This is a genomic window from Olivibacter sp. 47, assembly GCF_030372825.1.
Classification (GTDB): Bacteria; Bacteroidota; Bacteroidia; order Sphingobacteriales; family Sphingobacteriaceae; genus Olivibacter; species Olivibacter oleidegradans.
The window spans coordinates 3,279,327-3,306,084 of sequence record NZ_JAUCNR010000001.1 but is presented as its reverse complement, the minus strand read 5'-3'; the positions used below and the strand labels follow the sequence as shown (position 1 = coordinate 3,306,084).

At 38.7% G+C, this 26,758-nt stretch carries 23 protein-coding genes; 17 read left to right on the top strand and 6 right to left on the bottom strand.

What is annotated here, in order from left to right:
- The first annotated feature begins 31 nt into the window (after positions 1 to 31).
- The 3 genes from QT327_RS14385 to QT327_RS14375 all read left to right on the top strand — a co-directional run bounded on the left by QT327_RS14385 (position 32) and on the right by QT327_RS14375 (position 2,267).
- The gene (locus QT327_RS14385; RefSeq protein ID WP_013667027.1) at positions 32 to 682 is read left to right on the top strand and encodes an MgtC/SapB family protein; all 651 of its coding nucleotides are present in this window, start codon (positions 32 to 34) and stop codon (positions 680 to 682) included.
- A 26-nt stretch (positions 683 to 708) separates the two neighbouring features.
- Complete coding sequence (locus QT327_RS14380; protein ID WP_130855920.1) at positions 709 to 1,209, top strand: hypothetical protein; 501 nt, start codon at positions 709 to 711, stop codon at positions 1,207 to 1,209.
- A gap of 272 nt (positions 1,210 to 1,481) precedes the next feature.
- Positions 1,482 to 2,267 (top strand): DUF4261 domain-containing protein, encoded by a 786-nt coding sequence (locus QT327_RS14375; RefSeq protein ID WP_242627180.1) that lies wholly within the window; start codon positions 1,482 to 1,484, stop codon positions 2,265 to 2,267.
- Positions 2,268 to 2,344: 77 nt separating this feature from the next.
- On the opposite strand, the gene QT327_RS14370 is transcribed toward QT327_RS14375, so the two are convergent.
- Together QT327_RS14370 and QT327_RS14365 are read right to left on the bottom strand one after the other, a co-directional pair.
- Positions 2,345 to 4,870, bottom strand: a complete 2,526-nt coding sequence (locus QT327_RS14370; protein ID WP_130855921.1) for a beta-N-acetylhexosaminidase — start codon at positions 4,868 to 4,870, stop codon at positions 2,345 to 2,347.
- Between the two features lie 112 nt (positions 4,871 to 4,982).
- Positions 4,983 to 7,253, bottom strand: coding sequence for a S41 family peptidase (locus QT327_RS14365; RefSeq protein WP_289553155.1), 2,271 nt, complete (start codon positions 7,251 to 7,253; stop codon positions 4,983 to 4,985).
- 190 nt (positions 7,254 to 7,443) lie between these two features.
- On the opposite strand from QT327_RS14365, the gene QT327_RS14360 reads away from it, so the two are divergent.
- From QT327_RS14360 to QT327_RS14335, 6 genes are all read left to right on the top strand, one after another.
- Complete coding sequence (locus QT327_RS14360; protein ID WP_130855923.1) at positions 7,444 to 8,637, top strand: anhydro-N-acetylmuramic acid kinase; 1,194 nt, start codon at positions 7,444 to 7,446, stop codon at positions 8,635 to 8,637.
- 227 nt (positions 8,638 to 8,864) lie between these two features.
- Positions 8,865 to 9,446, top strand: a complete 582-nt coding sequence (locus tag QT327_RS14355) for a hypothetical protein (protein WP_130855924.1) — start codon at positions 8,865 to 8,867, stop codon at positions 9,444 to 9,446.
- A complete protein-coding gene (locus QT327_RS14350) occupies positions 9,421 to 9,744 on the top strand; it encodes an ATP-binding cassette domain-containing protein (RefSeq protein ID WP_289553153.1) in 324 nt (107 codons plus the stop codon). The genes QT327_RS14355 and QT327_RS14350 overlap by 26 nt, the downstream gene beginning before the upstream one ends.
- A gap of 53 nt (positions 9,745 to 9,797) precedes the next feature.
- The gene (locus tag QT327_RS14345; RefSeq protein ID WP_289553151.1) at positions 9,798 to 10,271 is read left to right on the top strand and encodes an ATP-binding cassette domain-containing protein; all 474 of its coding nucleotides are present in this window, start codon (positions 9,798 to 9,800) and stop codon (positions 10,269 to 10,271) included.
- Positions 10,268 to 11,101 (top strand): ABC transporter permease, encoded by an 834-nt coding sequence (locus QT327_RS14340; RefSeq protein WP_130855926.1) that lies wholly within the window; start codon positions 10,268 to 10,270, stop codon positions 11,099 to 11,101. Before QT327_RS14345 ends, QT327_RS14340 begins: the two co-directional genes overlap by 4 nt.
- Positions 11,098 to 11,754, top strand: a complete 657-nt coding sequence (locus QT327_RS14335; RefSeq protein ID WP_013667018.1) for a hypothetical protein — start codon at positions 11,098 to 11,100, stop codon at positions 11,752 to 11,754. The genes QT327_RS14340 and QT327_RS14335 overlap by 4 nt, the downstream gene beginning before the upstream one ends.
- Positions 11,755 to 11,789: 35 nt before the next feature.
- On the opposite strand, the gene QT327_RS14330 is transcribed toward QT327_RS14335, so the two are convergent.
- Positions 11,790 to 12,329: a pyridoxamine 5'-phosphate oxidase family protein gene (locus QT327_RS14330; RefSeq protein WP_289553149.1), complete on the bottom strand. Its 540-nt coding sequence runs from the start codon at positions 12,327 to 12,329 to the stop codon at positions 11,790 to 11,792.
- A 379-nt stretch (positions 12,330 to 12,708) separates the two neighbouring features.
- Between QT327_RS14330 and QT327_RS14325 the strand changes: the two genes are divergently transcribed.
- The 5 genes from QT327_RS14325 to QT327_RS14305 all read left to right on the top strand — a co-directional run bounded on the left by QT327_RS14325 (position 12,709) and on the right by QT327_RS14305 (position 19,103).
- The gene (locus tag QT327_RS14325; RefSeq protein WP_165446959.1) at positions 12,709 to 13,935 is read left to right on the top strand and encodes an MFS transporter; all 1,227 of its coding nucleotides are present in this window, start codon (positions 12,709 to 12,711) and stop codon (positions 13,933 to 13,935) included.
- A gap of 91 nt (positions 13,936 to 14,026) precedes the next feature.
- Positions 14,027 to 15,598, top strand: a complete 1,572-nt coding sequence (locus QT327_RS14320; RefSeq protein WP_130855927.1) for a M61 family metallopeptidase — start codon at positions 14,027 to 14,029, stop codon at positions 15,596 to 15,598.
- 34 nt (positions 15,599 to 15,632) lie between these two features.
- Positions 15,633 to 16,502, top strand: a complete 870-nt coding sequence (locus tag QT327_RS14315) for an ABC transporter transmembrane domain-containing protein (protein WP_289553148.1) — start codon at positions 15,633 to 15,635, stop codon at positions 16,500 to 16,502.
- Between the two features lie 11 nt (positions 16,503 to 16,513).
- On the top strand, positions 16,514 to 17,353 hold the full coding sequence (locus QT327_RS14310) for an ABC transporter ATP-binding protein (RefSeq protein ID WP_289553146.1): 840 nt from the start codon (positions 16,514 to 16,516) through the stop codon (positions 17,351 to 17,353).
- Entirely contained in the window at positions 17,343 to 19,103 is a 1,761-nt protein-coding gene (locus tag QT327_RS14305) for an ABC transporter ATP-binding protein (protein WP_289553144.1), read from the top strand. Before QT327_RS14310 ends, QT327_RS14305 begins: the two co-directional genes overlap by 11 nt.
- Positions 19,104 to 19,128: 25 nt before the next feature.
- Here the strand turns inward: QT327_RS14305 and QT327_RS14300 are convergent, their stop codons facing one another.
- Positions 19,129 to 19,626 (bottom strand): hypothetical protein, encoded by a 498-nt coding sequence (locus tag QT327_RS14300; protein WP_130855930.1) that lies wholly within the window; start codon positions 19,624 to 19,626, stop codon positions 19,129 to 19,131.
- 188 nt (positions 19,627 to 19,814) lie between these two features.
- On the opposite strand from QT327_RS14300, the gene QT327_RS14295 reads away from it, so the two are divergent.
- The 3 genes from QT327_RS14295 to QT327_RS14285 all read left to right on the top strand — a co-directional run bounded on the left by QT327_RS14295 (position 19,815) and on the right by QT327_RS14285 (position 21,707).
- A complete protein-coding gene (locus tag QT327_RS14295) occupies positions 19,815 to 20,699 on the top strand; it encodes a helix-turn-helix domain-containing protein (RefSeq protein WP_165446960.1) in 885 nt (294 codons plus the stop codon).
- A gap of 101 nt (positions 20,700 to 20,800) precedes the next feature.
- A complete protein-coding gene (locus tag QT327_RS14290) occupies positions 20,801 to 21,427 on the top strand; it encodes a TetR/AcrR family transcriptional regulator (protein WP_130855932.1) in 627 nt (208 codons plus the stop codon).
- 100 nt (positions 21,428 to 21,527) lie between these two features.
- A complete protein-coding gene (locus QT327_RS14285) occupies positions 21,528 to 21,707 on the top strand; it encodes a BF3379 family histone-like protein (RefSeq protein WP_013667009.1) in 180 nt (59 codons plus the stop codon).
- Between the two features lie 91 nt (positions 21,708 to 21,798).
- Here QT327_RS14285 and QT327_RS14280 read toward each other — a convergent pair whose 3' ends face one another.
- On the bottom strand, positions 21,799 to 23,238 hold the full coding sequence (locus QT327_RS14280) for a rubredoxin (RefSeq protein WP_130855933.1): 1,440 nt from the start codon (positions 23,236 to 23,238) through the stop codon (positions 21,799 to 21,801).
- Positions 23,239 to 23,243: 5 nt separating this feature from the next.
- A complete protein-coding gene (locus QT327_RS14275) occupies positions 23,244 to 26,753 on the bottom strand; it encodes a nitrate reductase (RefSeq protein WP_289553141.1) in 3,510 nt (1,169 codons plus the stop codon).
- Between the last annotated feature and the right edge of the window lie 5 nt (positions 26,754 to 26,758).

The window sequence follows — 26,758 nt, the reverse complement described above, 5'->3', positions numbered from 1 at the left end:
CTATTCGACATCTTGGTTGTTTAAAGCAAGTATGAAAACAACTGAAATTGAATGGTTACTTGAACCTAACGATATGATGAGCTTTCTCGTTTCGATCATTTGTGGTAGTATCATCGGACTCGAACGCGAATACAACAATAAATCAGCCGGTTTTAGAACCATTGTATTAATTTGCCTCGGTTCAACAATTTTCACGATCGTTTCAAAATATGGTACCGGAAGTGATGATCGTATTTCTGCAAATATTATTACAGGTATTGGCTTTATAGGCGCGGGTGTTATATTTAAAGATCGACTATCGGTACTGGGCCTCACTACTGCGGCGGTTATTTGGACGGCGGCGGGAATAGGTATGGCGGCTGGAATCGGTTACCACGCTTTAGCTCTGGCGCTTACGTTGGTTACTATTGTAGTTTTGTCCTTGTTTACCAAAATTGAAAATCTAATTGGAATGTACCATAATCGTAAGTTGCTGAATATTGACTTTTGTGATGGCGATCTTCGGCATCTTCATTATGTTGAGCATTTTTTAGAGGAAAGGCACATAAAGTATACAAGAATTTCGTTGCGTAAGCAAAATGAAAGATTATTTGCTATATTAGAGGTACAAGGAAGTGACAAAAAATTAAGGTATTTGGATGAAGAAATAATTCAATTGCCTTATGTACGAGCCTTTAGCTAACCATTAACCATTACATAGTAAACCTAATGAGCACCATTTTAAACAAGGAGGAGTCGGTTCAGTTTCTATCAAAGCTGGGAGTGCCGGAGGGACTTATCCAAGTGACCGCTCACGGTGGTGGCACTTTACATGAGACCTTATTTAGACTTCGACCACCTCATACAATATACGCCTCGCAAGACACCATTCCCTATAAACAGTTAGCGGTTCTTTTCGAAAAAGGGCGCCATGCAATAGCTTACGATTTAATCATGCGACGCTATATTCGTTTCGACTTAGCCTTTCCCGATACTGTTATCTCCTGTTATAAGAACGTTCAGAATGTTCTGGCTGAAGAATTAACCCGATTAGTCGCTGGCGGTTTACCTAAAACCATTTTTGAAAAAGTATCCAATTTGTTAGGCTTCAAATATACAGAACTCCTTTGGGTACATTACATCAATTTTGAACTCATATATCTGTCGGATTACAAAAATTGGCTCGATGATCTCATCATGAAAATCGATATGCACTTGAAAGAAAAATAGATGCACTTCCTCTATCTTATTTCTCAAATATTCATATATTATTGTGAAATAATGTGTATATAATTTATATTAGCAACGTCAACTAAACAAATCATTAACAAAACCAAATAAAGAAATCTGTAAATACCAATTAACATCTCGAACGTCTTATTTCTTACGATCTAAGGAAGATGTTCATTTCTGCTTGAGTTCGATAGTAACGGTTTAGGAGCACACATTCTCCGAACAACCGCCGCTGAGAGTTCACTGGATTTCTTTTTGATTGCATTCTTATGGGGATTTTAAGTTTTTTAAATAGAGAAAAGCGAATAGAAAGTTCAACATCGGCTATTATTTTAGGAATTGTATTATTAAAAGAAGCGACAATGGTACTTGATGAGGTGCTATGGTTACTTCAAAGTGAATTTAAGACCAAAATGGTAGAGCATGAGCGAGGAGAGGAAATGATGGTATTAACGATTGCGGATTATCAAATAGTTATTGCACCCATTTGTGGCAATATTCCGGATGATGAGGTGAATGAGATTGCCAGGTACAATTATTACTGGCCGAACGCCATAGAAGAAACAGCAGAACATAACGGTCATATTATTATATCGCTTATAAATGCGGGAAAAAACGCTTTAAAGGAAAATCTATTGTTCAGTAAAGTTGTATGTGCTATCTTAAAAAGCAGCAACTCTTTAGGTTTTTATATGGGAGGAAGAACACTTTTACTAGAAAAGGACTTTTATTTAAATAATGCTATTGGTGCCTCAGAAGACCGCCTGCCACTGTACAATTGGATTTATTTTGGCCTCAGACAGCTTGGAACAAAGCAATCCATCTATACCTATGGTTTGTCTGATTTTGGAAAGCAAGAAATGGAGATTATAAATTCCGAAAAGACATTTGAAGAATTAAATGCGCTTATGTATAATATTGTACATTATGTCTTGGTTTCTAACGTACATTTGAAAAGCGGCGAGATGGTTGGCTTGTCTTGGAATGAGAAGTTTACTATAAGCAAATCTAAAGGCAAATTTGTTCATGGCACCACACTTAAAATTTCTTATTAAAGATTCTTTATTACGCTAAAATAAAACCAACCAGTTATTGTTTCCCTACATATAACCAAGGTAGCGTCTATTCTCAGTTACCATGAAACCGTTCTCCCCCCTCTTCCCAATACATTAAACGCTCTAAATTTGAGCCCTTTTTGAAAGGAAACGGGTTTTGAATATACCTTACTTTTTTCATTAGGTTCCGTACCGTCTGTTGTATAGCGAATAATTAAACCTGGAAGCTGAACATTGGCATACACTGTGTTTTCAATCTTTTTTAACCCAGGTGTCGGAATTCTATACAAAAAGCCTCCTTTGTAAAAGTCTAGACGAGGCAATTCCCTTTTGCCAACGGTATTAAGAAACACTGACCAAGCGTATAAATACGAGGTTTCCGCTTTCTTCGGCTCAACATCAACGGCCCAACTAGGATCGGGTGCCCAAGCCCGCTCAGCTAAACCTAACAATTTCGGTAACAGCAGATATTCCAAACGATCTTTATTGACTATTTTTTCGCTCCATAATGGCGCCTGAATTCCGACAATATTATCCTTGCCGAATTTTGTTAGCCGTTCCATTTTTACAAAGTGGTTAGCGGGAAGAGCTCTTCCTTTTTCGTCTTCTACCTGATTTTTATAATAGTTGTACGGAATGAATCGAAAAGGTTTCTCCAGATCAACATAGCCACCCCAATATTGCCCGATTTCGTAAAAGCTAGGGTTATAAGCCAAATCAAGATACATGTTGGTAACATTTGTAAGCACAACTTGGTAGCCTGCATTGGCCAGTTTATAAGCAAGGTCTTCATTCCCGGCTAAATTATTCCAAACATCTAAATGAAAGTTATTTTTGGCGAAACGCTGTTCCACAATCATCTTTTTCTTTCCCTTCCCGTCTGCTACCTTACGCAACCCGGCTTCTTCCCAAGCAGAGAGGTACAATGCTTTAGTTGACAAGAACCTCTGCAACTTATTGAAATAATAATACCATAAATCGTCTACCGATTTTATTGTCGGATCGTTGGCCATCAACTTTCTAACGGCAGGAGATTGCTCCCAAACCCCGGAAGGCACCTCATCTCCGCCGAAATGGATGGTCTGAAGAGGCATTCCAGCCTCTTTGTGCATATTGATCAACTCATCGCTTACTTTTTCCAAGAATGTATAGGTTGATGGCAGAGCAACATTTATCACATTATCATTGAACCCTTGAACCGAACGATAATCTGAATGATCTTCCAAGTCATGCAGCAGGTATTTTCGTCCCTCTTCTTCCTTACCTTGTGCTTTAAAATGTTCATAACGGGCTTTCATCGCTTTAATAGCTGCCCGCGCGTGTCCGGGTGTCTCTATCTCAGGTATTACGCGGATGTGTCTAGACTTAGCATATCGTAAGATATCTATATAATCCTTTCGGCTGTAATATCCGCTCCCTGCTGTGTTCGTTTTAAAAGGACCGGAGCCATAGGAGGGAAGAAGGTGATCCAATTCGTTTAAGGTGTGGCCTCTGAACGCGCCGACTTCTGTGAGTTCGGGTAGGCCGGGAATTTCTAAGCGCCAGCCTTCATCCTCAACTAAGTGAAAATGAAAAACGTTCAACTTATACAGGGCCATTAAATCTAAAAGCTTAAAAATTTGCTCTTTCGGTTGAAAGTTCCGTCCAACATCCAACTGGAAAGCCCGATGTTTAAATCTTGGTCGATCTATTATACTAACACAAGGTAAGCTAATATTTTTTTGCGTACCCTTATAATATTCCGGTGCTATAAGCGTCTTAATGGACTGTATAGCATAAAACGCTCCCCTAGGATCGCCCGAATAGATGCTAATGTCATGAGGTGTTATGGTAAGTTCGTAAGCTTCCGGCGTGTTGAGCGCCTTCTTTTCAAACCGTATCGTCGCTTGGTTACGGCTATTAGTTAATATCGCGTTACAATTCAGCAATTTACATAGTTCTACTAAATGCTCTGCTTCCCCTAATATGCTAGAGTCAGCATAAATTTTCAACTCTTCATTAAACGTAAAGCTTCCCGGTTTTCGGTAATAACTTTCCGGAGTCGGAAACACAGGCGGAATCGACATGCTGTCTACGGATACAATCTTGGTATTTTCTTCATAGATTTTGGCATTCAGTGCTATTTCCTGCTTTTTAATATATTTTGGTGTGTCCAATGCTAAAGACAAACTAACTCCCTTGGTGGAATCAGGATTAAATACTGCATAAAAACCATTTGGAAAATCTGTAATATTGCGGATCTTACGTGAAAGCACTTGCATAACGATCGAATCACCGGGTCTAATCTCCGGGAAAGTGGAATCGGGAGCAATTGAAAAGACATCACCATTGATGTGCGCTATTTCAACGTGATTGGTATCGCTATCACTCAATCGTAAAGAGCCCATATTAAAAAAGAGTTTCCAATTCCCCTGTTTTAATGAACGCTTACCCGTATTAATAATGGTGAAAGCTGATTCACTTTCTGTGAGTTTTGCAGAGGAGCTTTCAAGTATTTTCCATTTTAGCTTTAAGGGTTTACTTTCTTCTGTTATACTTTTGCTATTCGAGCAAGCGAAAAAAAGAATTAACCAAAGCCAAAGGAATTGATGATTAATCTTCATATGTTAGCTTTTTGTGTTTAAATATCGGATTAATCTTCAATAATAAGATATTATTAATCGATTTTCATCTGTTTTCACCTGGTATCGATGATATTACGGATACGTACGTTATTCACTTACCTATTGCAGCCGATTGAATGTCCTGTTCAGCGAGTTCTATTGCTCGTTCCAGTATTTCGTCACGTCTTTCTTTTAGCGCCTCAAGCGTAGGTTTCACCTCTATATCAGGTATGACTCCTACTAAATAATGTTTACTACCTGTATTCGTTTTTACCAACGTTCCTGAAAAGCGTAACCTATAACCATGGGGCAAGAGCAAAATATTAACAGCTCCATCTGCACCCGCGGTAGCTTGACCAATAATAGTTCCGAGTTTATGATCCTTTATTACGCTAAGATAGGTTTCCGACACACTTATTGCATTAGCATCCGTTAGAAAGTATGCTTTTGCTTTCCACCTTTTTTGCGCCGGATGAATTAAATGCGTCAGTACTTTATAGTGCACATTCTGATAGTCTGGATAGAGAATTTGTGGAACATAAATGCGATGACCTATAATTTCTGAAGTAGTAAGCTGTTCCTGAATTTGATTAAGCATTTGAGCTGAAGAAATCGTTGCAGGAGGATAGCCCCTCATATCGAAAATGATCGCCTTTGCCTCATCCATTTCTTGCAGAATATAAGGGTTTGTTCCAAACTTATCAGAAGTAAGATCAACATAATATAATGCTTTATTAATCCACCCTGTTGCTCTTTGATACAATGAGACAGAATTGTTTTGAGGCGCTCTCGACATTTCACTTCTTGGAATTTGAATCCTTTTCTCACCTTCCGCCGTTCGTAGTTTCATTTTTAACGAACTGTGTTTCGGGCCGTTGAATAATATTGTTAATCCTTTTGATCGTTTCCACTGTTGAGATCCAGATATTAAATCTTCTTTTTCTCTAAGATACTCCATTGCGGATCGTCCGTTTATATTCATAATTTCATCGCCTATTTGCACGCGTTTTGAAAGATCCTGATCCATCACCATTTTAACGAAAATCCTGTTGTCTATGGATGTCGCAAGTAGTGGTACACTGGCTGTTGCATCATCTTTTGTTTCATTATAAAGGTCCACATACATTTGCCCGTCGTTTAAGGGGACGGTTAATAATTGAAGGGTGCTTAAGAAATCCTGTTTATCAACATCAAAAAATGCTTTTTCGAGCGATCGTTCAAATATTGAATCGGGAGCAGCAGAAGCTTCTTTCCAGTAAGGGAAGGAATGCTTGAGTACGTTCCATGCTTGAATAAGACAAGCTAGTCGTGTTTCAATTGCTTTTTCATCCTGACCTAAGAACTTTACGCTTGCCTTCTTTTGAAATCGGTCAAGCGTAGCGCTGTCAACAACCGGGTAGGTATGTATACCATTACTATATAATGAAAGCGGAATAAGGACACTGATATCAGACACTAGCTCCTTCCTTATTACTTCACCTGCCTTAATTTCCCTATTAAAGAGCGGCTCATGACGTACTTTTCCTATCATAAACGCATATTTCGTACGTTCAATATTTAAATCCCCTGAAAAATCAATTAATTCTGCTAAATCGAGATCTATAGGAATTAACTTGTTGTCGGAATTATGTATAAATAGTTGCGGACTATTTATTTGTACATTTTCGACGGATGGATCAATGTAACATCCAAATTGTATAAGGGGTAAGTTTCTGTCGATCGTTCCACGAAATATGAAACTTTCTTTCACTTCAGCAATTGCTTTTCGTTCTGTATTTAGTTCCTCTAGGTCTTCCGACGATAAACAAGGGCCTGCAAATAAATTGTCTTTATAATTGTCCGACGTCGGTTTAGCTGTAATATCCAAGGTGAATACAAAAGGCTTCCCTTTGTATTTCTCCAATTGAAGTACTTTTGTAACCGAAAAGTAACTTAAGGGGCTTTTGTTTTGGTCGTATTCTATTTTACTGTTTACCCGTATACTTCTAAAAGGGACGGACATGTTTGAATTTAGGCCGAAGCCCTGATGCTGCCAATAAACTAATCGATCTTTACAATTATTGACCGTATCTGTTAACGTAAAGCTATCGATTTTGTCTGAGAAATCAATTTTAGCTTGGGGCACAAGTGGGCAAAATAAAGCACGCAGTTCCGCTATTAAACCCTTGTCGTTCTTTACCGTGAGCATACGCTGTATTCCGTATATGGCTATTGCATTCCAACAAGAATCGTTTTGCAGTTCGTCGGCCGGATAAAAATACCTAACATATCCAAACAATTTGCTGAAAGCCATCAAATTTCGTTTTTGCTGTTTACTTGGTTGCGCATAAGCAAGTGGGTGAAGTTGGAAACAAAGGATAAAAAGGATTAACAACCTATTCATGGTTCCTCATTTTTAGCAGTAAGGTGATTTTATGACAAGTTTATAACCTATTGATAACTAATACAAAAAAGCGGAGCAGAATTAACATTTTATAACATTTCGACGTGATGCTTTGTCTTTCTTCCGGTTACTTGCAAAATTTATCACGAAAATTCTATATTCGTTTCCTTGGATCAGTTTCTATGGCTTTATGAATAAAAATATCGAGAAACTCTATAAAATAGCGGCTAAAGAAGAACGAAATATTATTGGCCTTATGTCAGGAACTTCCTTTGATGGGCTCGATATTGCGTTGTGTCAATTCAAAGGTTACGGACCGGAAACTCAGGTGAAGGTGTTGCATTTTGTAACAAAGGATTATGACACTGCTTTTAAAGAAGACTTAAAATCAGTGTTTGCAAAGAAGATGGTCGACTTAGAGAAAATCACCTTGTTAAACGCTTATATCGGCCGCTATTATGCTTCGCTCGTCTCTGCTTGTTTAAAAGAATGGCAGCTTGAAGCTGACGACATTGATATTATTGCCAGCCATGGTCAAACTATTTTTCACGCACCGAAGCATATGCATGGAAATCAAAAGTATGGCAACGCCACGCTCCAAATAGGCGATGCAGATCATTTAGCAGTAAATACCGGTATTATCACCATTAGTGATTTTCGACAAAAACATATTGCAGGTGGTGGGGAAGGTGCCCCATTAGCTGTGTATGGGGATTATTTGATCTTCTCTCACCCGAAAGAGAATAGAATTATGCTTAATATAGGGGGGATCGCAAACTTCACTTACTTACCAGCCAACTTTTCGGAAAGCGGCTTTTCGACGGATGTAGGCCCCGGTAATACATTAATGGATCAATATATTCAGCTTAAATTTCCTGGAAGATATTATGATAAAGACGCGACGATAGCTTCTGCCGGAAAGATCAATGAAGGCCTTTTGAAAGCTTTATTGGACAACGACTTTTTTAGAGCCCCTTTTCCGAAAACCACGGGGCCAGAGCTTTTTAGTTTGGCTTATTTAAATCGGGCAATTGAACGTTCAGAGCAGCAAGGTTTGAATGATTATGATATCATGGCAACGCTTGTACAGTTTTCGGCAGAAGGTATTGCACAGGCAATCATTTCATCCATAAAAAAAGGCGAGAACTATACGTTATACCTTAGTGGGGGCGGTATGTACAACCCTTTGTTGGTAGATCAAATTGAGCGACTCTTAAACAAAAAAGCAAGAACGACGAAAGAGCTGGGAATTAATCCCGATGCAAAAGAGGCCGTCCTGTTTGCATTATTGGCTAACGAAGCCGTTGCAGGGAGGCAGACCCATTTTGAACAGATGGGTGGTTTACCCGCTGTATCTATGGGGAAAGTTAGTTTTCCGTATTGATCCACAGGAGCTTTAATCTGGGTATACATGGTTTTACAGAAACAACTTGAACACAAAAAAAGTGAATGCTTGTGAAAAAAAGCAAATTTATCTATGTTTGAAAAACTTAACTAAAAGCAGAAGTAAAGGAGTTTGTGTAATTTTGATGCCCCTGTCATATGCTGCAATGCGTAGTGCTTATAGTTTGATCCCAGCTAAAGATTTGTGAAGAGTTTAATTAATGTAACATGTTAAATCAGAATTCGTTACCTAAACAGCCTAGCTGGCTGCTTTCTTATTGGAATGTCGGCGTTTTGTTACATTGCTCAGTTTTTCTTTTTCTACTTGAATCGTATTTCTATTGGTTAAAATTGAAAAGTGCTTATATAGAGGGAGGTATTATTCAAACGTTATTTTGGTTGGGGTGCCTTTTATTTGCTTTTAGCCATGTTTTTTTAGTTATTATGGACGCTTGGTCGAGATTTCAAAATTACAAAAGAATAAAAGACCATCTCTATGTACACGGTTTTACCCCTAAATTAGCCAGACACTACAGCGGCTCCAAATGTCAGCGAAATGCAGTACTTGTTGCTGCTGCTGAATTAGGTCTTCGGAACCAGGTAGAGGTTTATTATAATAAAATAGGAATTAAGTGGTTTCATTTCATACCTCAGTTTATGGTACGTGATCCGTTCTTCCTGTTTAAAAGATATTTCTGGTCGCGTACATTTATGGAGAAGTATTATGAACCGCGTTTCAACTTCCGCGACTTAGGTAATACATTGAATAAAAACATGGTCTATAATGCTTATAGGAAAGAATCTGTCTAAATCTTATCGCTCAAAAATTGCACTAGATAATGTCAGTATACAGGTTGCCCCAGGGGAGATTTGCGGGTTGTTGGGACGTAATGGTGCCGGGAAAACTACACTTTTTAAAATATTAACCGGTTTGATCAGGGCTGATAGCGGTGAAATAATTCTTCAATCACCTCGATCCAAATCTATTGGTGCCATCATTGAGAGACCTGGCTTATATAACTATCTGAACGCCTATGATAATTTGAAAATATTTGCCGGCATACAAGGTGCCAAAGCTGATCCCGACAGCATTCGGGATTACCTTTAAAAGTAGGCCTACCTACAGATCGAAAAGATCCTGTAGGTAATTTTTCCCTAGGAATGAAACAGCGGCTAGGCATTGCTATTGCGCTGGTAAACAATCCGGGCTGTTTGATTTTGGACGAACCTTTTTCCGGGCTAGACCCTTTCGGTGTGGCATCTCTTATTGACCTTATTCTATCGTTAGCCCAATATGAAAAAATTGCCATTCTTTTATCTTCTCATCTCATGAGTGAGTTAAGTAGGTGTTGTCACTCGTTATATATAATGGACAATGGGAAAATTGTAAATTCAGGTACTACAAAACATTTAATCAGTAAATACATTTATAGCTATTCAATATTAGCAAATAATATCGAATCTTCCGAAGTACTTAGGAAGTATCAGACCGTCTTTGGCGTTAATGAAGTGAAAGTAGTTTGCAATAGCGGGGAAATTACCGGTTTGTTGAACGAATTGTTAAGTGAAGGAGTACAAGTCACAGCTTGTATTCCGGATTTAACCCTGGAACAATTAATAAAGGGAACTCTATGATGAAATCACTTTTCAGTGCCGAATTGTTGAAAATTGTGAAGCAAAGCAAAACCTATTATGCTTTGGGAGCCATTATATTAATAGAATTGCTGATTCTGCTCATCGCGTACTATCAGGGAAGCACGGTCTTGGATTTGCTTCTAGAGTCATTAAAGCAATCATTTTATTTTGAGGGTTCATTACTGAACGGTAACCTCATTATGTACATCGTTCTTAATTCACTTTGGTTCAATGTGCCATTAATTCTCATGATAATTACGTCTGGTTTTCTTACTGATGAATATAAAGACGGAACACTGCAGTCTGTTATGTTGCAGGCAGTTAGAAAAAAGCAGTTCATTTTAGTCAAATATGCAATGGCTATCTTGTTTACAATCCTTGTGATTACTTTTATGATGTTAACGACTTTCGCCTTTGCTTATGCAATTTTCGGTAAAGGAGATTTAATCGTTTATATTAACACCTTAAATTTTTTCGAATCGGGAGATGCTTTTAGACGAATATGCTTTTCATTTATTTCAGGTGCAATTGCTATGATTTTCTACAATGTTACAAGCATGACCCTTGCTATCCTGATAAAGGATTCTTCAAAGACATGGCTTGTATCTGCACTATTTCTTGTTATTACAAATCTACTTTTAAAGGTAGACTTTGGCAATGCAAGTTTCAATAATTTGTTTTTTCCAAAACTGATAGATACATGGCAACAGCTTTTTGTATATGAACTTGACTGGACACGTATTATTGGCAACAACTTTTTGCTCATATTGTACAGTTTGTTAATGGTCTTAATCGGCACATACATTTTTAATAAAAAAGATATCGGATGATTCGCGTTATTTTTGTATTGTTTTTCTTATGGTTAGTCAAACCTATTTTTGGCCAAGAAATAGACACAGATCTGCTGACCATAAAAAAGAGGATGGATGCCGTTCAACAATTCTCTGCAACCGTGATCTTTGATTTAGATGTACCATTCATTCGTATGCCCACTAAATCTGCAAAAATAACTTATTCGAAAGGGGAAAAGATGGGATTTTCCTCAACGGATTTCGTTATGCTACCAAAGCGTGGGTTGGATTTTTCAATGTCGGAGATTTTTAAATATCCGTTTATAACCGTCGACCGGGGTACGGAGAAAAGAAAGGGTTTGCTTTTGAAAGTAGTTAATGTGATTCCCACCGACAAACGCTCCGATTTAGCAATGGCTACGCTATATATGGATGTTCAAGCGAAACGTATCGTGGAATCAGAAATAAATACACGGAAAGACGGTTCTTATATACTATTAATGAGCTACGCCAGTAATAAAGATATACTTCCTAATTATGTCGAAACAACGTTTGCTATCGAACGACTCAAAATACCGTTTAACTTTATGGGAAAGGACACAAAAATCGATCGAAAGAAAATGAGAGCGATGGAAACCAAAACAGGAAAAATAAAAATGCAAATAAAGGATTACCGCATTAAACAACATTGATTTCTCCTCTGTTTGGAACCCATCGCTCTTTTGTTCTAAAGATCCAACTTTCCTTCAATCGAGTCGTCCAGCGTTTTACCTAGAATTGAGCCGACTGACTGCTTCACAAATGCCACAGCATTACCATGTTTATTATCCCAATAATACGCTTCTGTAGGCTCAACTTTGATAACCCTTATTCGCGGGTCGTCTTTTCCTTCCGTAAACCAGGTTTTCAGTAAGGGATTCCAAAGTTCATTAATTTTCTCTCTGTCGTTAACAATGGAAGCTAAACCATAAATATTCAAAAAGTCGGCATATTTTGAGCCTTGAAAAAGTAAATGTACGAAAGGATCTCTTTGAACCTCTTCATTTTTATGACTATCGCTTGCACTTAAGAACCAAAGGTTTCCATCATCATCAACTTTTTGCACCGCCATCGGCCTAATAGATAAAGGAACGCCTACTTTATTCAAGTCTGTGCAAAAAAAACAAGCCTCGGCTATATTTACCAGCTCTTTAACCTTTTCAATAGCCTCTTTTCCGTGTAAATCTTTTTTATTACTTTCTTCTTGTTGCTTATTGATACTATCCATAACTTATTGCTTTTTTAGAGTAACGAATAAATCTTCACAAGGTTTAGATTTCTCGCAATTATTGATTGGGCATCTACGAAACATTCGCGTTTTTAAGCTGTTAGTAATATACTGAGGTTTGGCTACCTTTATTTTTTAATAACCGGTATCCAGCCGAAACAGTGGCCTTCCTCTCCAACGTGGGAGGGGGGCTTTTGTACTTGACAAAATCAGTAGCCCTATGCGAAACCTTCTCCCCGCAGGAGTATCCGACAAAGGAAACGGCAACAAGTATTTTACATATGGATGTCATAATTAGCTATTTCGGTAACTAGGACCCTGTTTTGATCAAAAAACTTTTACTTTTGCACGGAGCTTGAGCTATTGACTATTTTGTGTTATGAATCATTCTTCCCTTAAGAGCTTGTCCCAAAAGCCTTCTTTTATTATTGCAAATTATGTACTGCTGACTTTCTATGGATATTTTTCGATCGGACTAACATTGGCCGTATTACCGATATTTATCCATCAACAACTGGGTTTCAATACCGTGATAGCGGGAGCGGTTATCAGTATACAATATATAATGACTTTTCTTATGCGTGCATACGCAGGCCATATTGTCGACAACCGGGGGCCGAAACCTGCTGTAATTGCTAGCATGATTTGTTTCCTACTTACCGGCATTCTCTTAATAACATCTTTTACCTTAGCGGATAAACCGCTCTTAAGTCTATCTATTCTTATCATATCCAGATTAGTAACCGGATGTGGAGAGGGCATGGTAGGAGCTAGCCCCGTTAACTGGGCCATGCTTAGAACCGGAGAGAAGCATACAGCAACGGCTATTTCTTATAATGGCATCGCCAACTACAGTTCGATGGCTATTGGGGCTCCTTTGGGAGTCTGGATGGCCGGTTATGTTGGCAATTGGAGCTTAGGCGCCTTAACCATAGCGACCGCAATAATAGGCCTCCTTACAGCTGTTAGAAAACCTGCACTTAAAGGTGATCAGGATACTCCCCGAAAACCATTTTTGAAGGTGCTACGTACAGTTAGCCCATATGGAAGTGGATTGGCCTTAGCCGGAATGGGATTTGGTACGCTATCTACGTTCATCACACTCTATTATGCCTTTAATAGATGGAATCAAGCGGCTATCTGTATCACGGCATTCAGTTTATTCTTTGTTTTAGGTCGATTGTTATTTGCAAAAAGTATAAATCGATTTGGAGGGCTTCGGGTCGCTATTGTAAGTATGGCTGTAGAGAGTATGGGCTTGCTAATTCTTTGGTTAGCTACGAATCCTCATATTGCTGTGTTAGGAGCATCATTTACCGGTTTAGGGTTCTCGCTGATCTTTCCTGCTCTAGGAGTAGAGGCGGTAAGTCGTGCCTCTGCATCCAACAAAGGATCAGCTTTAGGGGCTTATGGCTTATTCATCGACATTTCGTTAGGTGTGACCGGCCCTTTAATAGGCTTAGTAGCTAAAGGACTGGGGATGAACTATATTTTTCCTTTCAGTATGGCTATGGTATTAATTGGCTTGGTAACTTGTGTGATACTGAAAGAAAACACTGGTCGGGAAATAGATACCGCGATGGACTTAACGACGGATAACCCTTAAATATTCATTTTCCAAGGTAAGCTTTAGGCTGCCTAAGTTGTAACATTCGATGGTAATATTACTCCAAAGAAAAATTTAATGCGTCAATCACATGAACAAAATAGCGGTAATCGTTAAAGTATTTTTTTTCAGTTGTTTTTTGTTTTTTCATCCTATAAAACAATCACTCGCACAACACTATCAATATGCTGTTAATCTTAATCAGACGAAGGAGGATAAAGTCGAGGTTTCTCTCATTCCACCGAAATCACAAGATAAAGAAGTCATATTTTCTTTTCCAAAGATTATTCCAGGCACCTACGCAATAAGTGATTATGGCAAATTTATCTCAAATGTAGCGGCATTTGACAGACGGGGTAAAAAACTTCGCGTTGCACGACTTAATGACAATCAGTGGAAAATATCAAAAGCTAGACGTTTGCATACAATAAAATACACCGTAAATGACATTTTTGATGCTGATACACCACATGATATTTATCCAATGGCTGCTACAAACATTGAAGAAGGGAGAAACGTCATAATCAATGCTCCGGGCTTTTTTGGATATTTAGAACATCATACGAAGATTCCCGTTCAAATAACCATTGATAAGCCCAATAATTTCTTTGCATCGTCAAGTAGCCTGCCCATATCATCAAATATTCAGCAAGATGTGTTTAAAATGGAAAACATTGACGATCTTTATGATACACCCATTATGTATGGAATTGCTGATACTGCATCATTGAAAGTAGGCAATTGCGACGTATTAGTTTCAGTTTATTCTCCCAATAAACAAATTCATGCAAAAGAGATTATATCCTGGCTTGGCGATTTACTTAGGGCGGCAAAAGGCTATTTAGGAGGTAAGCTTCCAGCTGACCGTTACGCGTTTCTGTATTATTTTAAAGACCCAAAGATAAAACACTCATTTAAACCGGGACTTGCAGGGGCTTTGGAACATACCACATCATCATTTTACTACCTTCCGGAGTTGCCGGCCAATCAATTAAAAAAAATTGTGACAGACGTGTCGTCACACGAATTTTTTCATATAATAACCCCTTTAACTATAGCATCGAAGGAAGTTAAAGAGTTTAATTACAGCCATGTTGCCCTATCTAAGCATTTATGGCTATACGAAGGCACTACTGAATATACAGCTCATCATGTGCAGGTTAAGTATGGCCTTAACTCTGAGCAGGAGTTTTTAGATAAATTATCGGAAAAAATTGTTGATTCTCGAAAAAATTACAATGATAAGTTGTCATTCACAGAACTAAGTAAACACGCGGCAAGCACTTATGCCAATCAATATGGTAACGTCTATCAAAAGGGAGCATTGATTGCCGCTTGTCTAGACATCTATCTTTTACATCTATCAGACGGCGGATACGGTTTGAAAAACCTAACTCATGACCTTGGAATACGTTTTGGAAAAAATAGCTATTTTAATGATGACCAATTATTTGATGAAATAGAGAAATTAAGTTATCCTGAAATTAAACAATTTCTCATCAGGTATGTTCAGGGAACGGAACCCATTCCATACGATTATTACTTTGGGTTAGCCGGTATACAATATACTTCTGATCATACAAGGCTTTTAATTCCTAATGAGCAGGCAGATACAAACGCACGTCATATACGGAAGATATGGCTGACTCCTCAAGTAAACTAGCATAAGGAGAATAAATCTATCATAGATAGAATTAATGAACACCGGAAAAAAGACAAGTCTCCTAACTTTACTTAAGCCATATAGGCTTTTGCTCTTATTATTGATGCTTCTCGCTTTGATAAGTAACGGTTTAAACCTATGGATTCCCAAAATAATAGGTGAAGGTATTGATGCTTATAACAATCAAAGTTTTTCTTACTACCAAACATTTATACGTTTCGGCTTGGTGGTTTTCATTGTTTTCATCTTCTCTTATTTGCAGATCATCATACAAACCTTTACCTCTGAACGTGTCGCAAGAGATTTACGAAGGCAAATAACAGAAAAAATTGCCGCGCAGGATTTTTCTTATATTAAGGCTGCTAATCCATCAAAATTGCTGACAAACCTTACCGCCGACGTTGATTCAATTAAGTTGTTCATTGCCCAGGCGGTTGTCTCCATCGCCTCCTCAATTTTTATTATAATAGGCGTTAGCATTTTATTGTTTACTATAAAGTGGGAATTGGCACTGGCGGTTATCGCCATTATACCGATTATCGGCGGAACATTCTTTTGGATACTCCGAAAAGTACGGGTACTTTTTATCCAAAGTAGGAGTGTAATCGATCGATTGAACAAAACAATCAACGAAAGCATTTTGGGCGCTGCAATTATAAGAGTTGTCAATTCCCAACAACTCGAGTATGATAAATTCTTAGCTAGTAATCAGCAAGCGAAGCATTATGGACTTTCTATTTTAAAGCTTTTTGCAAGTCTAATTCCGGTTATCGTATTTACCGCCAATATGGCAGGTTTGATTATTTTGTTACTAGGAGGGCATTTTGTTATCACCACAAGTATGAGTCTTGGTGATTTTGCTGCCTTTAATAGTTATTTAGCGCTTCTTATTTTTCAATTTTAGTAATTGGATTCATGAGTAACGTGATTGCACAGGCTACGGCTTCTTATGATCGGATACGAACGGTTTTGGAGGCGCCTACGAATAAGAAAAACGGCAATCTAAAAGAAGGCGTAAATGGAGAGATTTGTTTCCAATCTGTCTACCTAAATATTGAGCAGAAACCGATACTAAAAGATATTTCATTTTGCTTAAAGCCGGGATCAAAAACAGCTATTATTGGCCCCACTGCCGCAGGAAAGACGCAACTGCTTTATTTGTTAATGGGGCTCTCAAAGCAAGATGCAGGAACGATCACATTCAATGGGCATTCAATAGAAGAATACGAAGAAACGTATTTTCATGATGAAGTAGGTTTTGTTTTTCAAGACAGTATTCTGTTTAATATGAGTATTCGCGAAAACATCGCCTTCAACAAGACCGTAATTAATGAGTACTTGCAAATGGCCGTTAAAACTGCTGAGCTGAATGAATTCGTAAATAGTCTGCCGAATAAGCTGGACACCATGCTATCAGAAAGAGGTTCGGATCTGTCAGGTGGGCAGAAACAGCGCATCATGTTAGCAAGAGCATTATCGCTCCATCCTCAGATATTACTTTTAGACGATTTTACAGCACGTGTAGATAGTTTAACGGAGAAAAATATATTGAGAAATATCAACGAAAACTATCCAAATTTAACGTTGATCTCCGTCACACAGAAAGTCACAACCGCCGAGCATTATGATCAAATTATACTGTTAATGGAAGGTGAAATTATCGCCATCGGAAAACACCAAGAATTAATGCGCTCAAGTCCCGAGTATGTACAGATTTTTACCTCACAGCAAAGTACGAGCGATTATGAACTATAACTTACATGATGAAAGTGGATCCGGTAAGCGGGAATCGTCCATGGCCGCTTTCAAAGGCATTTTTGGTCTGGTTATGCATGAGCGAGGGAAACTGATATTGGCTTTTTTGGCTATGTTAATGAATTCCTTTCTGAATCTACTGAGTCCATTCTTTATTGGGTATACGATTGATCATTATGTGGTAACAAAACAGTACCCTGGAGTACTACTGTTTTCGGGTATTTTGCTGATTATGTACCTCATACTGCTCTTAACCAGTTACCTTCAAACAAAACTTATGGGCGGTGTTGGGCAGCGATTACTATTCACGCTACGTAATGCTGTATTCAACAAGTTGCTACAATTACCGATAGCCTTCTTTAATCAGAATAAAGCAGGCGATCTAATCTCCCGCATTAACAACGATACCGATAAACTTAATCAGTTTTTCTCTCAGGCCCTCACGCAGTTTATCAGTAGCATGGTCATTATGTTTGGTGCCGGCGTCTTTCTGCTGATCATTAATATTCAGTTGGGCTTAGCCGCTTTAGCACCAGCCTTATTCATTCTCATTTTTACCAAAGTTGTATCTCCCTGGGTAAAAAAACGGAATGCGGAAAGCCTGAGAGCAGCAGGGGATATGAGTGCGGAAATACAGGAAAGTTTAGGGAACTTTAAAGTTATCATTGCCTTTAACCGTCGTGACTACTATAAAAAAAGGTTTCAAGAAGTCAATCAACAAAACTATCGCACCGCCTTCCGAGCGGGTTTAGCTAACAACATCTTCTTGCCTATTTATAGTTTTTTTTCTAGCATAGCACAGCTAATTGTCTTAACATACGGAATCTATCTGATTAGCGTGAACGAATTAACGATTGGACTATTAGTAAGCTATCTCGCTTATGTAGTTAATTTTTACAATCCATTGCGACAACTGGCCTCTTTGTGGTCAAGTTTTCAGGTTGCCATGGCTGGTTGGGACCGAATAGCTCGGATATTATCGTTGGAAACCAATTTAAACGTAATACCAAGCACTGGCACTAATTCGAAAGACTGTTTATTGGAGTTTAACAATGTCTACTTCTCTTACCCAAATGGCAAGGAAATTTTGCATGATATCAATTTTAAACTATTACGTGGAAAGACGTATGCACTAGTAGGACCAACGGGAGGTGGGAAAACGACTACAGCATCCCTAATGGCACGTTTATATGACCCCACAGAGGGACACGTTTTTCTCGATGGTCAGGACATTAGAGCATACAGTTCTTCAGAGCGGTCAAAAAAAATTGGCTTTATTCTGCAAGAGCCGTTTTTGTTTACCGGCACGGTAGGCGAAAATATTCTTTATGGAAATGAACTGTATGCGACTTATGACAGCACAGCGTTACATGAATTGATCAAGGATCGAGGATTAGAAGACTTAATTGCTGTTTTTGAGAGCGGCTTGGATACGCCTATTACATCCCAGGAAGATGGTATCAGCTTGGGGCAAAAACAGGTGATCGCATTCATTCGTGCGGTACTCAGAAATCCTGACATTCTTATACTAGATGAAGCGACAGCCAATATTGATACGATTACAGAACGATTGCTCGAGAAAATCCTGAGAAAACTGCCAGCGCATACTACTTTAGTTATTATAGCACATCGATTAAATACGATTGAAAATGCAGATGAAATTTTCTTCGTTAACTTAGGAAAAGTCACCCCTGCAGGTTCATTTGCAGAGGCTGTAAATCGCTTGTTGAACGATAAAAAAAATAGCTAGATCGGGCTGAATCCAACTATCTGCTTCATTTTTCATTAATTGTCGAATTGTGCTTAAGAATTTTTAGATCGGCAATATGATCGGTTAATCGGGACGAGACATAAATATCAAAAACAAACATCAGCGCACCACATAAAATCAATGCAATAGCAACCCCCTGTTTTCCGGATTCCGGTTTGGCGCGTAGTAATAAAAATAAGGCCAATACAGCAACACACATTTCAATAACTACCCTCGTTCTACTCTCTTTGCGGAAAACTTCTGCCTTCCTTATCTCCATATCGTAACGGATGATCTCTTTTGTTTCTTGACTAACTTTCTTTAACGCATCTTTGTAAAATCCTATTCCGATACCGGCAAACAGAAATGAAAAAAGTACGATTATAAGTATAAAACCAAATGAAAACGGCGTTTTTTTTACCGTAAGAAAAAAAACGCTAAGCACTAAAACTATCAAGTTTAATAAAAGAAGCTTAGTTCCTGTATCGAGTACCGTTTTGTAATAATCTACAATTGCTTCCATAGCTTTCGTTTCGTTCGACTTCTTACAATATTAATCAACAACTTTTTTATATCCAGTGAAAATCATTTTTTGAAGAGCATGTCTGACAATGGACTGACTAAAGCAGTAAAGATAATTTTTTTAATCTGACTATTTTATTTGAAAAGTCAAATAGTTAAATTGCAATGTTTTTTATTAGGTTACCGATTATGGAAAAAGAATTGTCCTTATTTCACCAGTCCTCGACTGCAGTTCTTGATGAGTTAGATTCATTCAAGTTTCGTTTCTCTGTACATGAAATGCAAGATTTACATGAAGCTGTTATGTTGAACAGTCCCATAAGAAGTGAATTTTTCTATATTTTCGTCGTCAAAGCAGGCGAAATTTACTTTAAGCTGAATCGAAAGGAATATCACGCAACAGCAGGTGAGTTATGTGTTATTCCTCCATCCGCTTTGATTGAGGTGTCTGCCATTCTGCCAAAGAGTGAAGCCATTGGTATTGCATTCTGTCCCGATTTTTTCTTAAGTCTGGGTCTTCATTACAGCCATCCGCAGATTCTCGAAATTTTCGCACCTGAGCCATCTCCCATCATAGCGGTAGGAGCAGACGAATTGACAACATTAGACTGGCTACTAAAACGGTTGAAGCAAATTAATTATCCAAAATCCGATCATTTGTTCCAAGAAGAGGTCTTAACCAATACGTTTTCACAATTTATATATGAACTGACTCAAGCCTACCATCGGAATAAGGTTGGAACACAGATAAAGCTTCGTCGCAAAGAGAATCTGGTGCTTCTTTTTTTTAAAGAAGTATCAAAATATTACAAAAAGGAGAGGGGAGTTCAGTTTTATGCAAACTTATTATTTATCACACGTAAATATTTAAGCAAAACAGTTAAACAGGTTACCGGAAAAACACCTGGTTTTTTTATTGACGAGGCCGTAATAAAAGAAGCAAAAATGCTACTGGCTGATCCTAAGTTAAGTATTAGTGAAATTGCTCAATCATTGAATTTTGCCGATCAATCCACTTTCGGAAAATTCTTTAAAAAACAGGTAGGATTGGCACCGACCTCATTCAGAATATAGTCAATTTAGGCGTCTTTTAGACTAAAAATAGCGTCAAAAGAGCCTTTATAGTCTGTTCAAACTGTAAGATATTTGAGTAAACTTTAAAAGAGAATAGAGATATGATTTACAATAAAAACATTCGGGAGAGAATTATCGATACAGCTGTTGAACGTTTTAATCACTACGGCGTTGCCAAGACAACAATGGCTGAAATTATACAAACCGTTGGTATCTCGAGCGCAACAATGACGCTTTATTTCTCAAACAAAATCGAGCTAATTGCCGAAATTGTAAAACATACTTTGCAAGAGGAACGCGAACAGATTAATCGGCTTATCCCCAAGGGTATGCGTGTTTTACCTTCAATTTATAAGCTCCTGGAAATAAGAGAAAGAACGAGGGGTAAGTATAACCACACACAACTGATTTATGGTTATGATGGGGTGTACTCGGGTTTACCCGAATCTGTTTTGACAATGATTAAATCCGCAGACGTAAAGCAGCTTACCCTCATTTTAAGGAGGGGGCTTAGAAGCGGTGAGCTCAAAGATTTTCCATTACAATCCATTGCGACACTATATGCTGAACTATTGTACGGACTAAATTTAGGTGCTAACGCGCGAGTTTGCAGGATGACATTGAGCGACTGTTACAATCCGGAAGAAATCGTAGAAAAGCAAAAGGAAATCAGTAAAATTTTCATTAATGGATTACGTCAACCAGTAAACAACTTTTCTTTGACTTAATTTAAAGTTCTTTATGCAATATTTAGAGAATATGCTTTTTTTGCCTACTTTCGCAGCCTTGCAGAAACAATGGTTGTTTCTGTTTAAATATTAAGCAAAAATGCAAAAATTCAATGAATTAAAGGAATTGATTGCTGCAGCAGAACAAGATGCGGTAGCTTTCTATGAAAAGGGAAACAAGGCTGCGGGTACTAGATTACGTGGAGCATTACAGCAAACAAAAACCTTAGCGCAAGATATTCGTAACGAAGTTACCGCTAAGAAAAACGAAAGCAAATAAGTATTTTATTCAGCTCTAGGCCCGATCACTTGCAGTGATTGGGCTTCTATATACGTCCGATCTTCTTGTTGACTCCTTATTTAGTTCATTATTAAAAGACGCGTTCAAACTCCGCCTTACGCGCGTCACAAGTCGGACAATTATAATCTACTAACAAATCAAATGAGGTTCCCGGACTAATCGAATTTATCGAGTCACCATATAAGGGATCATATCGGGTAAAGCAGTGCTTACATTGATAAATTTGCGCAGGAGCATCGTTCTTTTTACTATTTACTTCCTTTTTTGGAGTAACAGAAAGCCGTAATGTACTATGCATCTCATAATAGACATTACACAATCGGATCAGAAGTTCACCTAATTCTTTTATATCACCGGCACTTCCATAATTAACAAATTCTTTGGAATTCGGGTTGAAGTTAGATGTATGCATTACATGATATAACGTTTCTTCCGAAATTTCTTTTTGTATGATAATGGAACCAAAAAGTCCTGTCTGCTTACTGATTTTAATAGCAAAGCAAAGTTTCGACGTCCGGAGATCAGCCTCTTCAAATGCCTTTACCAGCAACCACTTTAGCTCTTTTGCCTCGTCTGAACGATCTTCCAGTTGCCAATTTAACTCATTGGAGGCATGCCGTACATTGATACGATATTTGTTTAACAACACACTCCATCGAATCCTGTAGGATGGAAGGATATTCTTTATCAAAATTGTTTTCCAAGGTGTTGTATATAACTGGCCTATTCTACAATCCATGCACAAGGTACAGATCTCGATTAAAAAGTCTACAAAAAAATTTTCCCACCTTCTGTATATGCCTAACCAAAGCTTATGTTCACCATAATAATTGATCCCCTCATAAAAAGGAAGATGAAAATCGGTGTGCGTCATGGGAAGATCATAGTACTGCGTATGAAAATCCGCCATTCTGTTTAGCATTTGCACAAGCTGATCCCCATCTGCATTCGGCTTATTATAAAAAAGATGATCGTTATCCATGATAATAAGCTCCAATAGACGACTTATCTCCGCGATATCAGCTGAATAAATAAGAGAAGGCCAAGGATAGATTTTATTTGTTTTCGGAAAACGAACGTGTAAATACCAGTGGTTGCTAATATCCGAAGAAATGAAGTTAAAATTCCCGGTAAAAAAAGGAATCAGGTTTTGATGGCGATCAACGATATTAATTTTCAATCTGGGATGATAATTGAACGAATCCAAGATGTCCTTGTAAACACCTTCCCTTAACCATCCGATAGGAGCAAAGACTTCCTCTGTAACGTACGAACTGACGATGTTTGGATAATCATCTCCATTTACCTCCATGATGGTGTTGGGGATATTGAGCCGGAGATGATGCAAATGTTCAGTAGCAGCGCTAAAAAGTAATTGTTGGCGATTACCGAAACTAACGGTCTCGATTCCGAGTTCTTGGAGAACTTTAAGAACACGCAATAAATTGCCGGCAGAAATGATTCCTCCCGGCAAGTTTATTTTGACGATATATTGTTCCTTTGCTTTCATTTGTTTTATATTATTGCGTGCATTTCAAGCACCTCGGAGAGTATCCTCTTTACCTCCGGCTTACACGATCCACAGCCTGATCCGGCACCTGAGTTAGTACATAGCGAATTCAAATCCCGGCTTCCTTCGTTGATTTTCTGTTTTAGATTGCCTTCGCCAACATTATTACAACTACAAACTAATTTACCAATTACCGTTTCTGCCGTTTTTCCGCTTCGCAATAACTTCAGTCTTTGTTCACCCAGTTCTAATTTCTTTTCTATTAAATCTTTGTACTCCAAAAATTCCGATTTGTCACCTATCAGTATAGTACCGACCAAGCGGTCTTGGTAGATAACACATTTTTTATAATAGCGCTGGGCCCGATCTGTAAAAGTCACTTCCTCATAGCCTGGCTGCCCGCTCGGCGCGGTTGGCAGGCCAATACTGCATAGATGAAAGCCGTGAATTTTGATGATGTTCATAAATAAACTACCCTGGTAGATACGCGCAACATCGCCATTTAGATAGTCGGCTACGACGTTCGCCTGCTGCTCGGCAGCGGCTGTGATACCGTATAGCGTATCCTCGTATTCTGCAATCTCTCCAATGGCGAATATAGCGGGATCATTCGTTTCCATGCGCCCATTTACGGTTATTCCACGTTTATAGGTCAAGCCGCAATCTTTTGCTAATTCAATATTAGGTGTGGTACCTATTGCGAATATAAGGGCGTCGCAATCAATCTTCCGTCCGCTTTTTAAGCCCACACCCGTTAAATACTTGCTCCCGTAGTATAGTTGAATTTCATCTTCATAATAAATGTCGCAGCCTTGATCGACCATTTCTTCATGTAATAACTGGCTCCCCAGTGTATCAAGTTGCCTATTTAGGAAACGGGACACACGTTGAACAATCGTGACGCTTAGGTGTATACTTCGCAACGATGCTGCCATTTCCAGCCCTAACAGTCCACCTCCTACAATAACAACATGTCCATTTGGTGGTAAATAGCTTTTGAATTCATCTGCATCGGAGCGGCTACGCATCGTAAATATTCCCTGCAAAAGCGGAACCCCCTTGGGGAGCGTTGGTCTACTTCCAGTTGCTAAAATAAGTATATCATAGCGTGTTTTTACACCTCTCGAATCTGTTACCTTTTTTGATTCACGATCTATCCCCGTGACGGTTATCCCTTTAAGAAGTGTTATTCTGTAATCTTTCTCTTCCTCTTCGCTCATCTTCAACAACTGCTCCCAGTTTTGTTCACCGCTAATGTAATCCGGTAACATAACCCTATTATAGAATGAGGTGTTTTCCTTGCTGAAAACGATAATTTCGTCGATCTGATTTTTTTCACGATAAGATTTAATAAAACCAAATGCCCCGGCTCCGGCTCCAACGATCACAATGCGTTGCTTTGGTTTGAAAAATTTCTCAATACGAACGGCGCAAAATTTAAAATCCGGTTCTTTTGAAATGGGATCTAATAGATTATTCGTTAAATTGTTGGTTCGATTAAGGTCACTGTTCAATATTTTTCCCCAATGCATTGGCAAGAAAACCACACCTTTTTTTATCCCTTTATCTAGTTTACAAGGCACACTTGTTTCTCCTCTACGCGACTTTACATGAGCAATATCGTTTTCCCTTAATCCCAATTCTCGCGCATCATCAGGATGTATACTGAGGTAAGCCCGAGCTATGTGCTGGTTTAATTTGTTTACTTTTCCGGTTTTGCTTCTTGTATGCCATTGGTCGCGTATTCTTCCTGTCGTGAGAATAAAGGGATAATCGTCGTCGGGCTTTTCACTTCCTAATGAGGTTGATGCAGCATAAATTTTTGCTCGTTTATTATTGGTATAGAACTTAAGGTCTGTGAAAAGGCGGGGTGTTGACTTTTGTTCTGTGTATGGCCACTGGATACTTCTATTGCTCCTTAAGATATCATAAGTCAATTCGCTGATATCGATATTCATTCCTTTTGTTAATTGGGCATGTTCTAGATAAACAGCTTCAGCATCAGGGAAATCAAATCCTTTGAACTGCATTTTTTTTGCAAATCGGCAAAATATCTCTTGGTCAGATAAGGCTTCACCTGGAGGCCTATTTACCTTGGGGAGGTAAGTAATGCGACGCTCGGAGTTAGTCATTGTTCCTTCCTTTTCGCTCCAAGCGGCAGCAGGTAAAATCACATCTGCATACGCAAGTGTTTCCGATTTACTACTTATTTCCTGTACTACTACAAATTTCGCATTTTTGAGAGCTTGCTCTGCTTTCCGCACGTCCGGCAAGCTGATTAGCGGGTTCGTGCAACTAATCCAAATAGCCTTCAATGTACCTTCATTGAGCGCATCGAACATTTGAGTAGCGGTAAGCCCGGGCTTTGAATCAATTGTTTTTCCTCCCCAAAAGACCTGCAAATCTTCTCTGTGTTGCGGATTATTTAGATCCCTGTGTGCCGGAAGTAAATTAGCTAAACCACCTACTTCCCGTCCACCCATAGCATTCGGTTGGCCGGTAAGCGATAAAGGACCGGAGCCAGGTTTCCCGATTGTACCTGTCAGTAGGTGTAAGTTCAGTAAACTGACGTTTTTATCGACCCCCACGACGCTTTGATTCAAGCCCATTGTCCACATACTTAAAAATGCATTGGCAGATCCAATGTACTCAGCGGCCCTATAGATATAGTCTTCACTGATACCACATATATCCGATGCCTCACTGACGGAAATTGTCAAAACTAGGTCCCTTAATTCTTCAAAACCGTCAGTATGCGACTCAATAAAGTTCCAATCCACTTTGCCCGCCTCGATGAGGAGTTTTGCAATGACATGGAATAGTGTAACATCTGTACCTGGTTGTATCTGCAAATGCAGATCGGCTATAGCGCAACTATCAGTAACACGCGGATCTATGACAATAATTTTAACAGCTGGATTGCCGGCTTTGTGTTTCTCAACTCTACGCCAAATGATGGGGTGACACCATGCGGGATTCGCCCCTGCAACCAAAATGCAATCACTTAACTCGATATCATCATAACACACCGGTACACTGTCTTCACCTAACGTCATTTTATAAGCCGCAACGGCGCTACTCATGCATAGTCTCGAGTTAGTGTCAATGTTATTGGTTCCAATAAAGCCTTTCACTAATTTATTCAGCACATAATATTCTTCGGTTAGAAATTGGCCTGACGCATAAAAGGCAACACTGTTTGGACCATACTTTTTTATGAACGTTTTAAATACTGCGGCCGTGCGTTCAAGTGCAGTGTCCCAATCTACACGCTGTAAAGGCATATCTTTGTGGTACCGCATTTGGGGAAATAGTAAACGATCACTTTGATCATTCACGGTATGATGAAGATTCATACCTTTGCTACAAAGTAAACCTTTATTTGAAGGATGGCTCTCGTCGCCTCTTACACGAATAGTTCCATCAGATTGTTTTTCAATAACAACACCACATCCCACCCCACAATAGCAGCAGGTGCTTTTTAATTCTTTTGAACTGTTCTTAGCATCTTTCATGTAAG

Bases quoted from the DNA above. Each gene is read 5' to 3' on its own strand.
- QT327_RS14295 (WP_165446960.1), top strand. From the start codon at position 19,815: ATGGAAAAAGAATTGTCCTTATTTCACCAGTCCTCGACTGCAGTTCTT.
- QT327_RS14280 (WP_130855933.1), bottom strand. From the start codon at position 23,238: ATGAAAGCAAAGGAACAATATATCGTCAAAATAAACTTGCCGGGAGGA.
- QT327_RS14370 (WP_130855921.1), bottom strand. From the start codon at position 4,870: ATGAAGATTAATCATCAATTCCTTTGGCTTTGGTTAATTCTTTTTTTC.
- QT327_RS14360 (WP_130855923.1), top strand. From the start codon at position 7,444: ATGAATAAAAATATCGAGAAACTCTATAAAATAGCGGCTAAAGAAGAA.
- QT327_RS14310 (WP_289553146.1), top strand. From the start codon at position 16,514: ATGAGTAACGTGATTGCACAGGCTACGGCTTCTTATGATCGGATACGA.
- QT327_RS14325 (WP_165446959.1), top strand. From the start codon at position 12,709: ATGAATCATTCTTCCCTTAAGAGCTTGTCCCAAAAGCCTTCTTTTATT.
- QT327_RS14380 (WP_130855920.1), top strand. From the start codon at position 709: ATGAGCACCATTTTAAACAAGGAGGAGTCGGTTCAGTTTCTATCAAAG.
- QT327_RS14285 (WP_013667009.1), top strand. From the start codon at position 21,528: ATGCAAAAATTCAATGAATTAAAGGAATTGATTGCTGCAGCAGAACAA.
- QT327_RS14355 (WP_130855924.1), top strand. From the start codon at position 8,865: ATGTTAAATCAGAATTCGTTACCTAAACAGCCTAGCTGGCTGCTTTCT.
- QT327_RS14375 (WP_242627180.1), top strand. From the start codon at position 1,482: ATGGGGATTTTAAGTTTTTTAAATAGAGAAAAGCGAATAGAAAGTTCA.
- QT327_RS14345 (WP_289553151.1), top strand. From the start codon at position 9,798: ATGAAACAGCGGCTAGGCATTGCTATTGCGCTGGTAAACAATCCGGGC.
- QT327_RS14365 (WP_289553155.1), bottom strand. From the start codon at position 7,253: ATGAATAGGTTGTTAATCCTTTTTATCCTTTGTTTCCAACTTCACCCA.
- QT327_RS14340 (WP_130855926.1), top strand. From the start codon at position 10,268: ATGATGAAATCACTTTTCAGTGCCGAATTGTTGAAAATTGTGAAGCAA.
- QT327_RS14320 (WP_130855927.1), top strand. From the start codon at position 14,027: ATGAACAAAATAGCGGTAATCGTTAAAGTATTTTTTTTCAGTTGTTTT.
- QT327_RS14335 (WP_013667018.1), top strand. From the start codon at position 11,098: ATGATTCGCGTTATTTTTGTATTGTTTTTCTTATGGTTAGTCAAACCT.
- QT327_RS14385 (WP_013667027.1), top strand. From the start codon at position 32: ATGAAAACAACTGAAATTGAATGGTTACTTGAACCTAACGATATGATG.
- QT327_RS14300 (WP_130855930.1), bottom strand. From the start codon at position 19,626: ATGGAAGCAATTGTAGATTATTACAAAACGGTACTCGATACAGGAACT.
- QT327_RS14330 (WP_289553149.1), bottom strand. From the start codon at position 12,329: ATGGATAGTATCAATAAGCAACAAGAAGAAAGTAATAAAAAAGATTTA.
- QT327_RS14315 (WP_289553148.1), top strand. From the start codon at position 15,633: ATGAACACCGGAAAAAAGACAAGTCTCCTAACTTTACTTAAGCCATAT.
- QT327_RS14275 (WP_289553141.1), bottom strand. From the start codon at position 26,753: ATGAAAGATGCTAAGAACAGTTCAAAAGAATTAAAAAGCACCTGCTGC.
- QT327_RS14290 (WP_130855932.1), top strand. From the start codon at position 20,801: ATGATTTACAATAAAAACATTCGGGAGAGAATTATCGATACAGCTGTT.
- QT327_RS14350 (WP_289553153.1), top strand. From the start codon at position 9,421: ATGCTTATAGGAAAGAATCTGTCTAAATCTTATCGCTCAAAAATTGCA.
- QT327_RS14305 (WP_289553144.1), top strand. From the start codon at position 17,343: ATGAACTATAACTTACATGATGAAAGTGGATCCGGTAAGCGGGAATCG.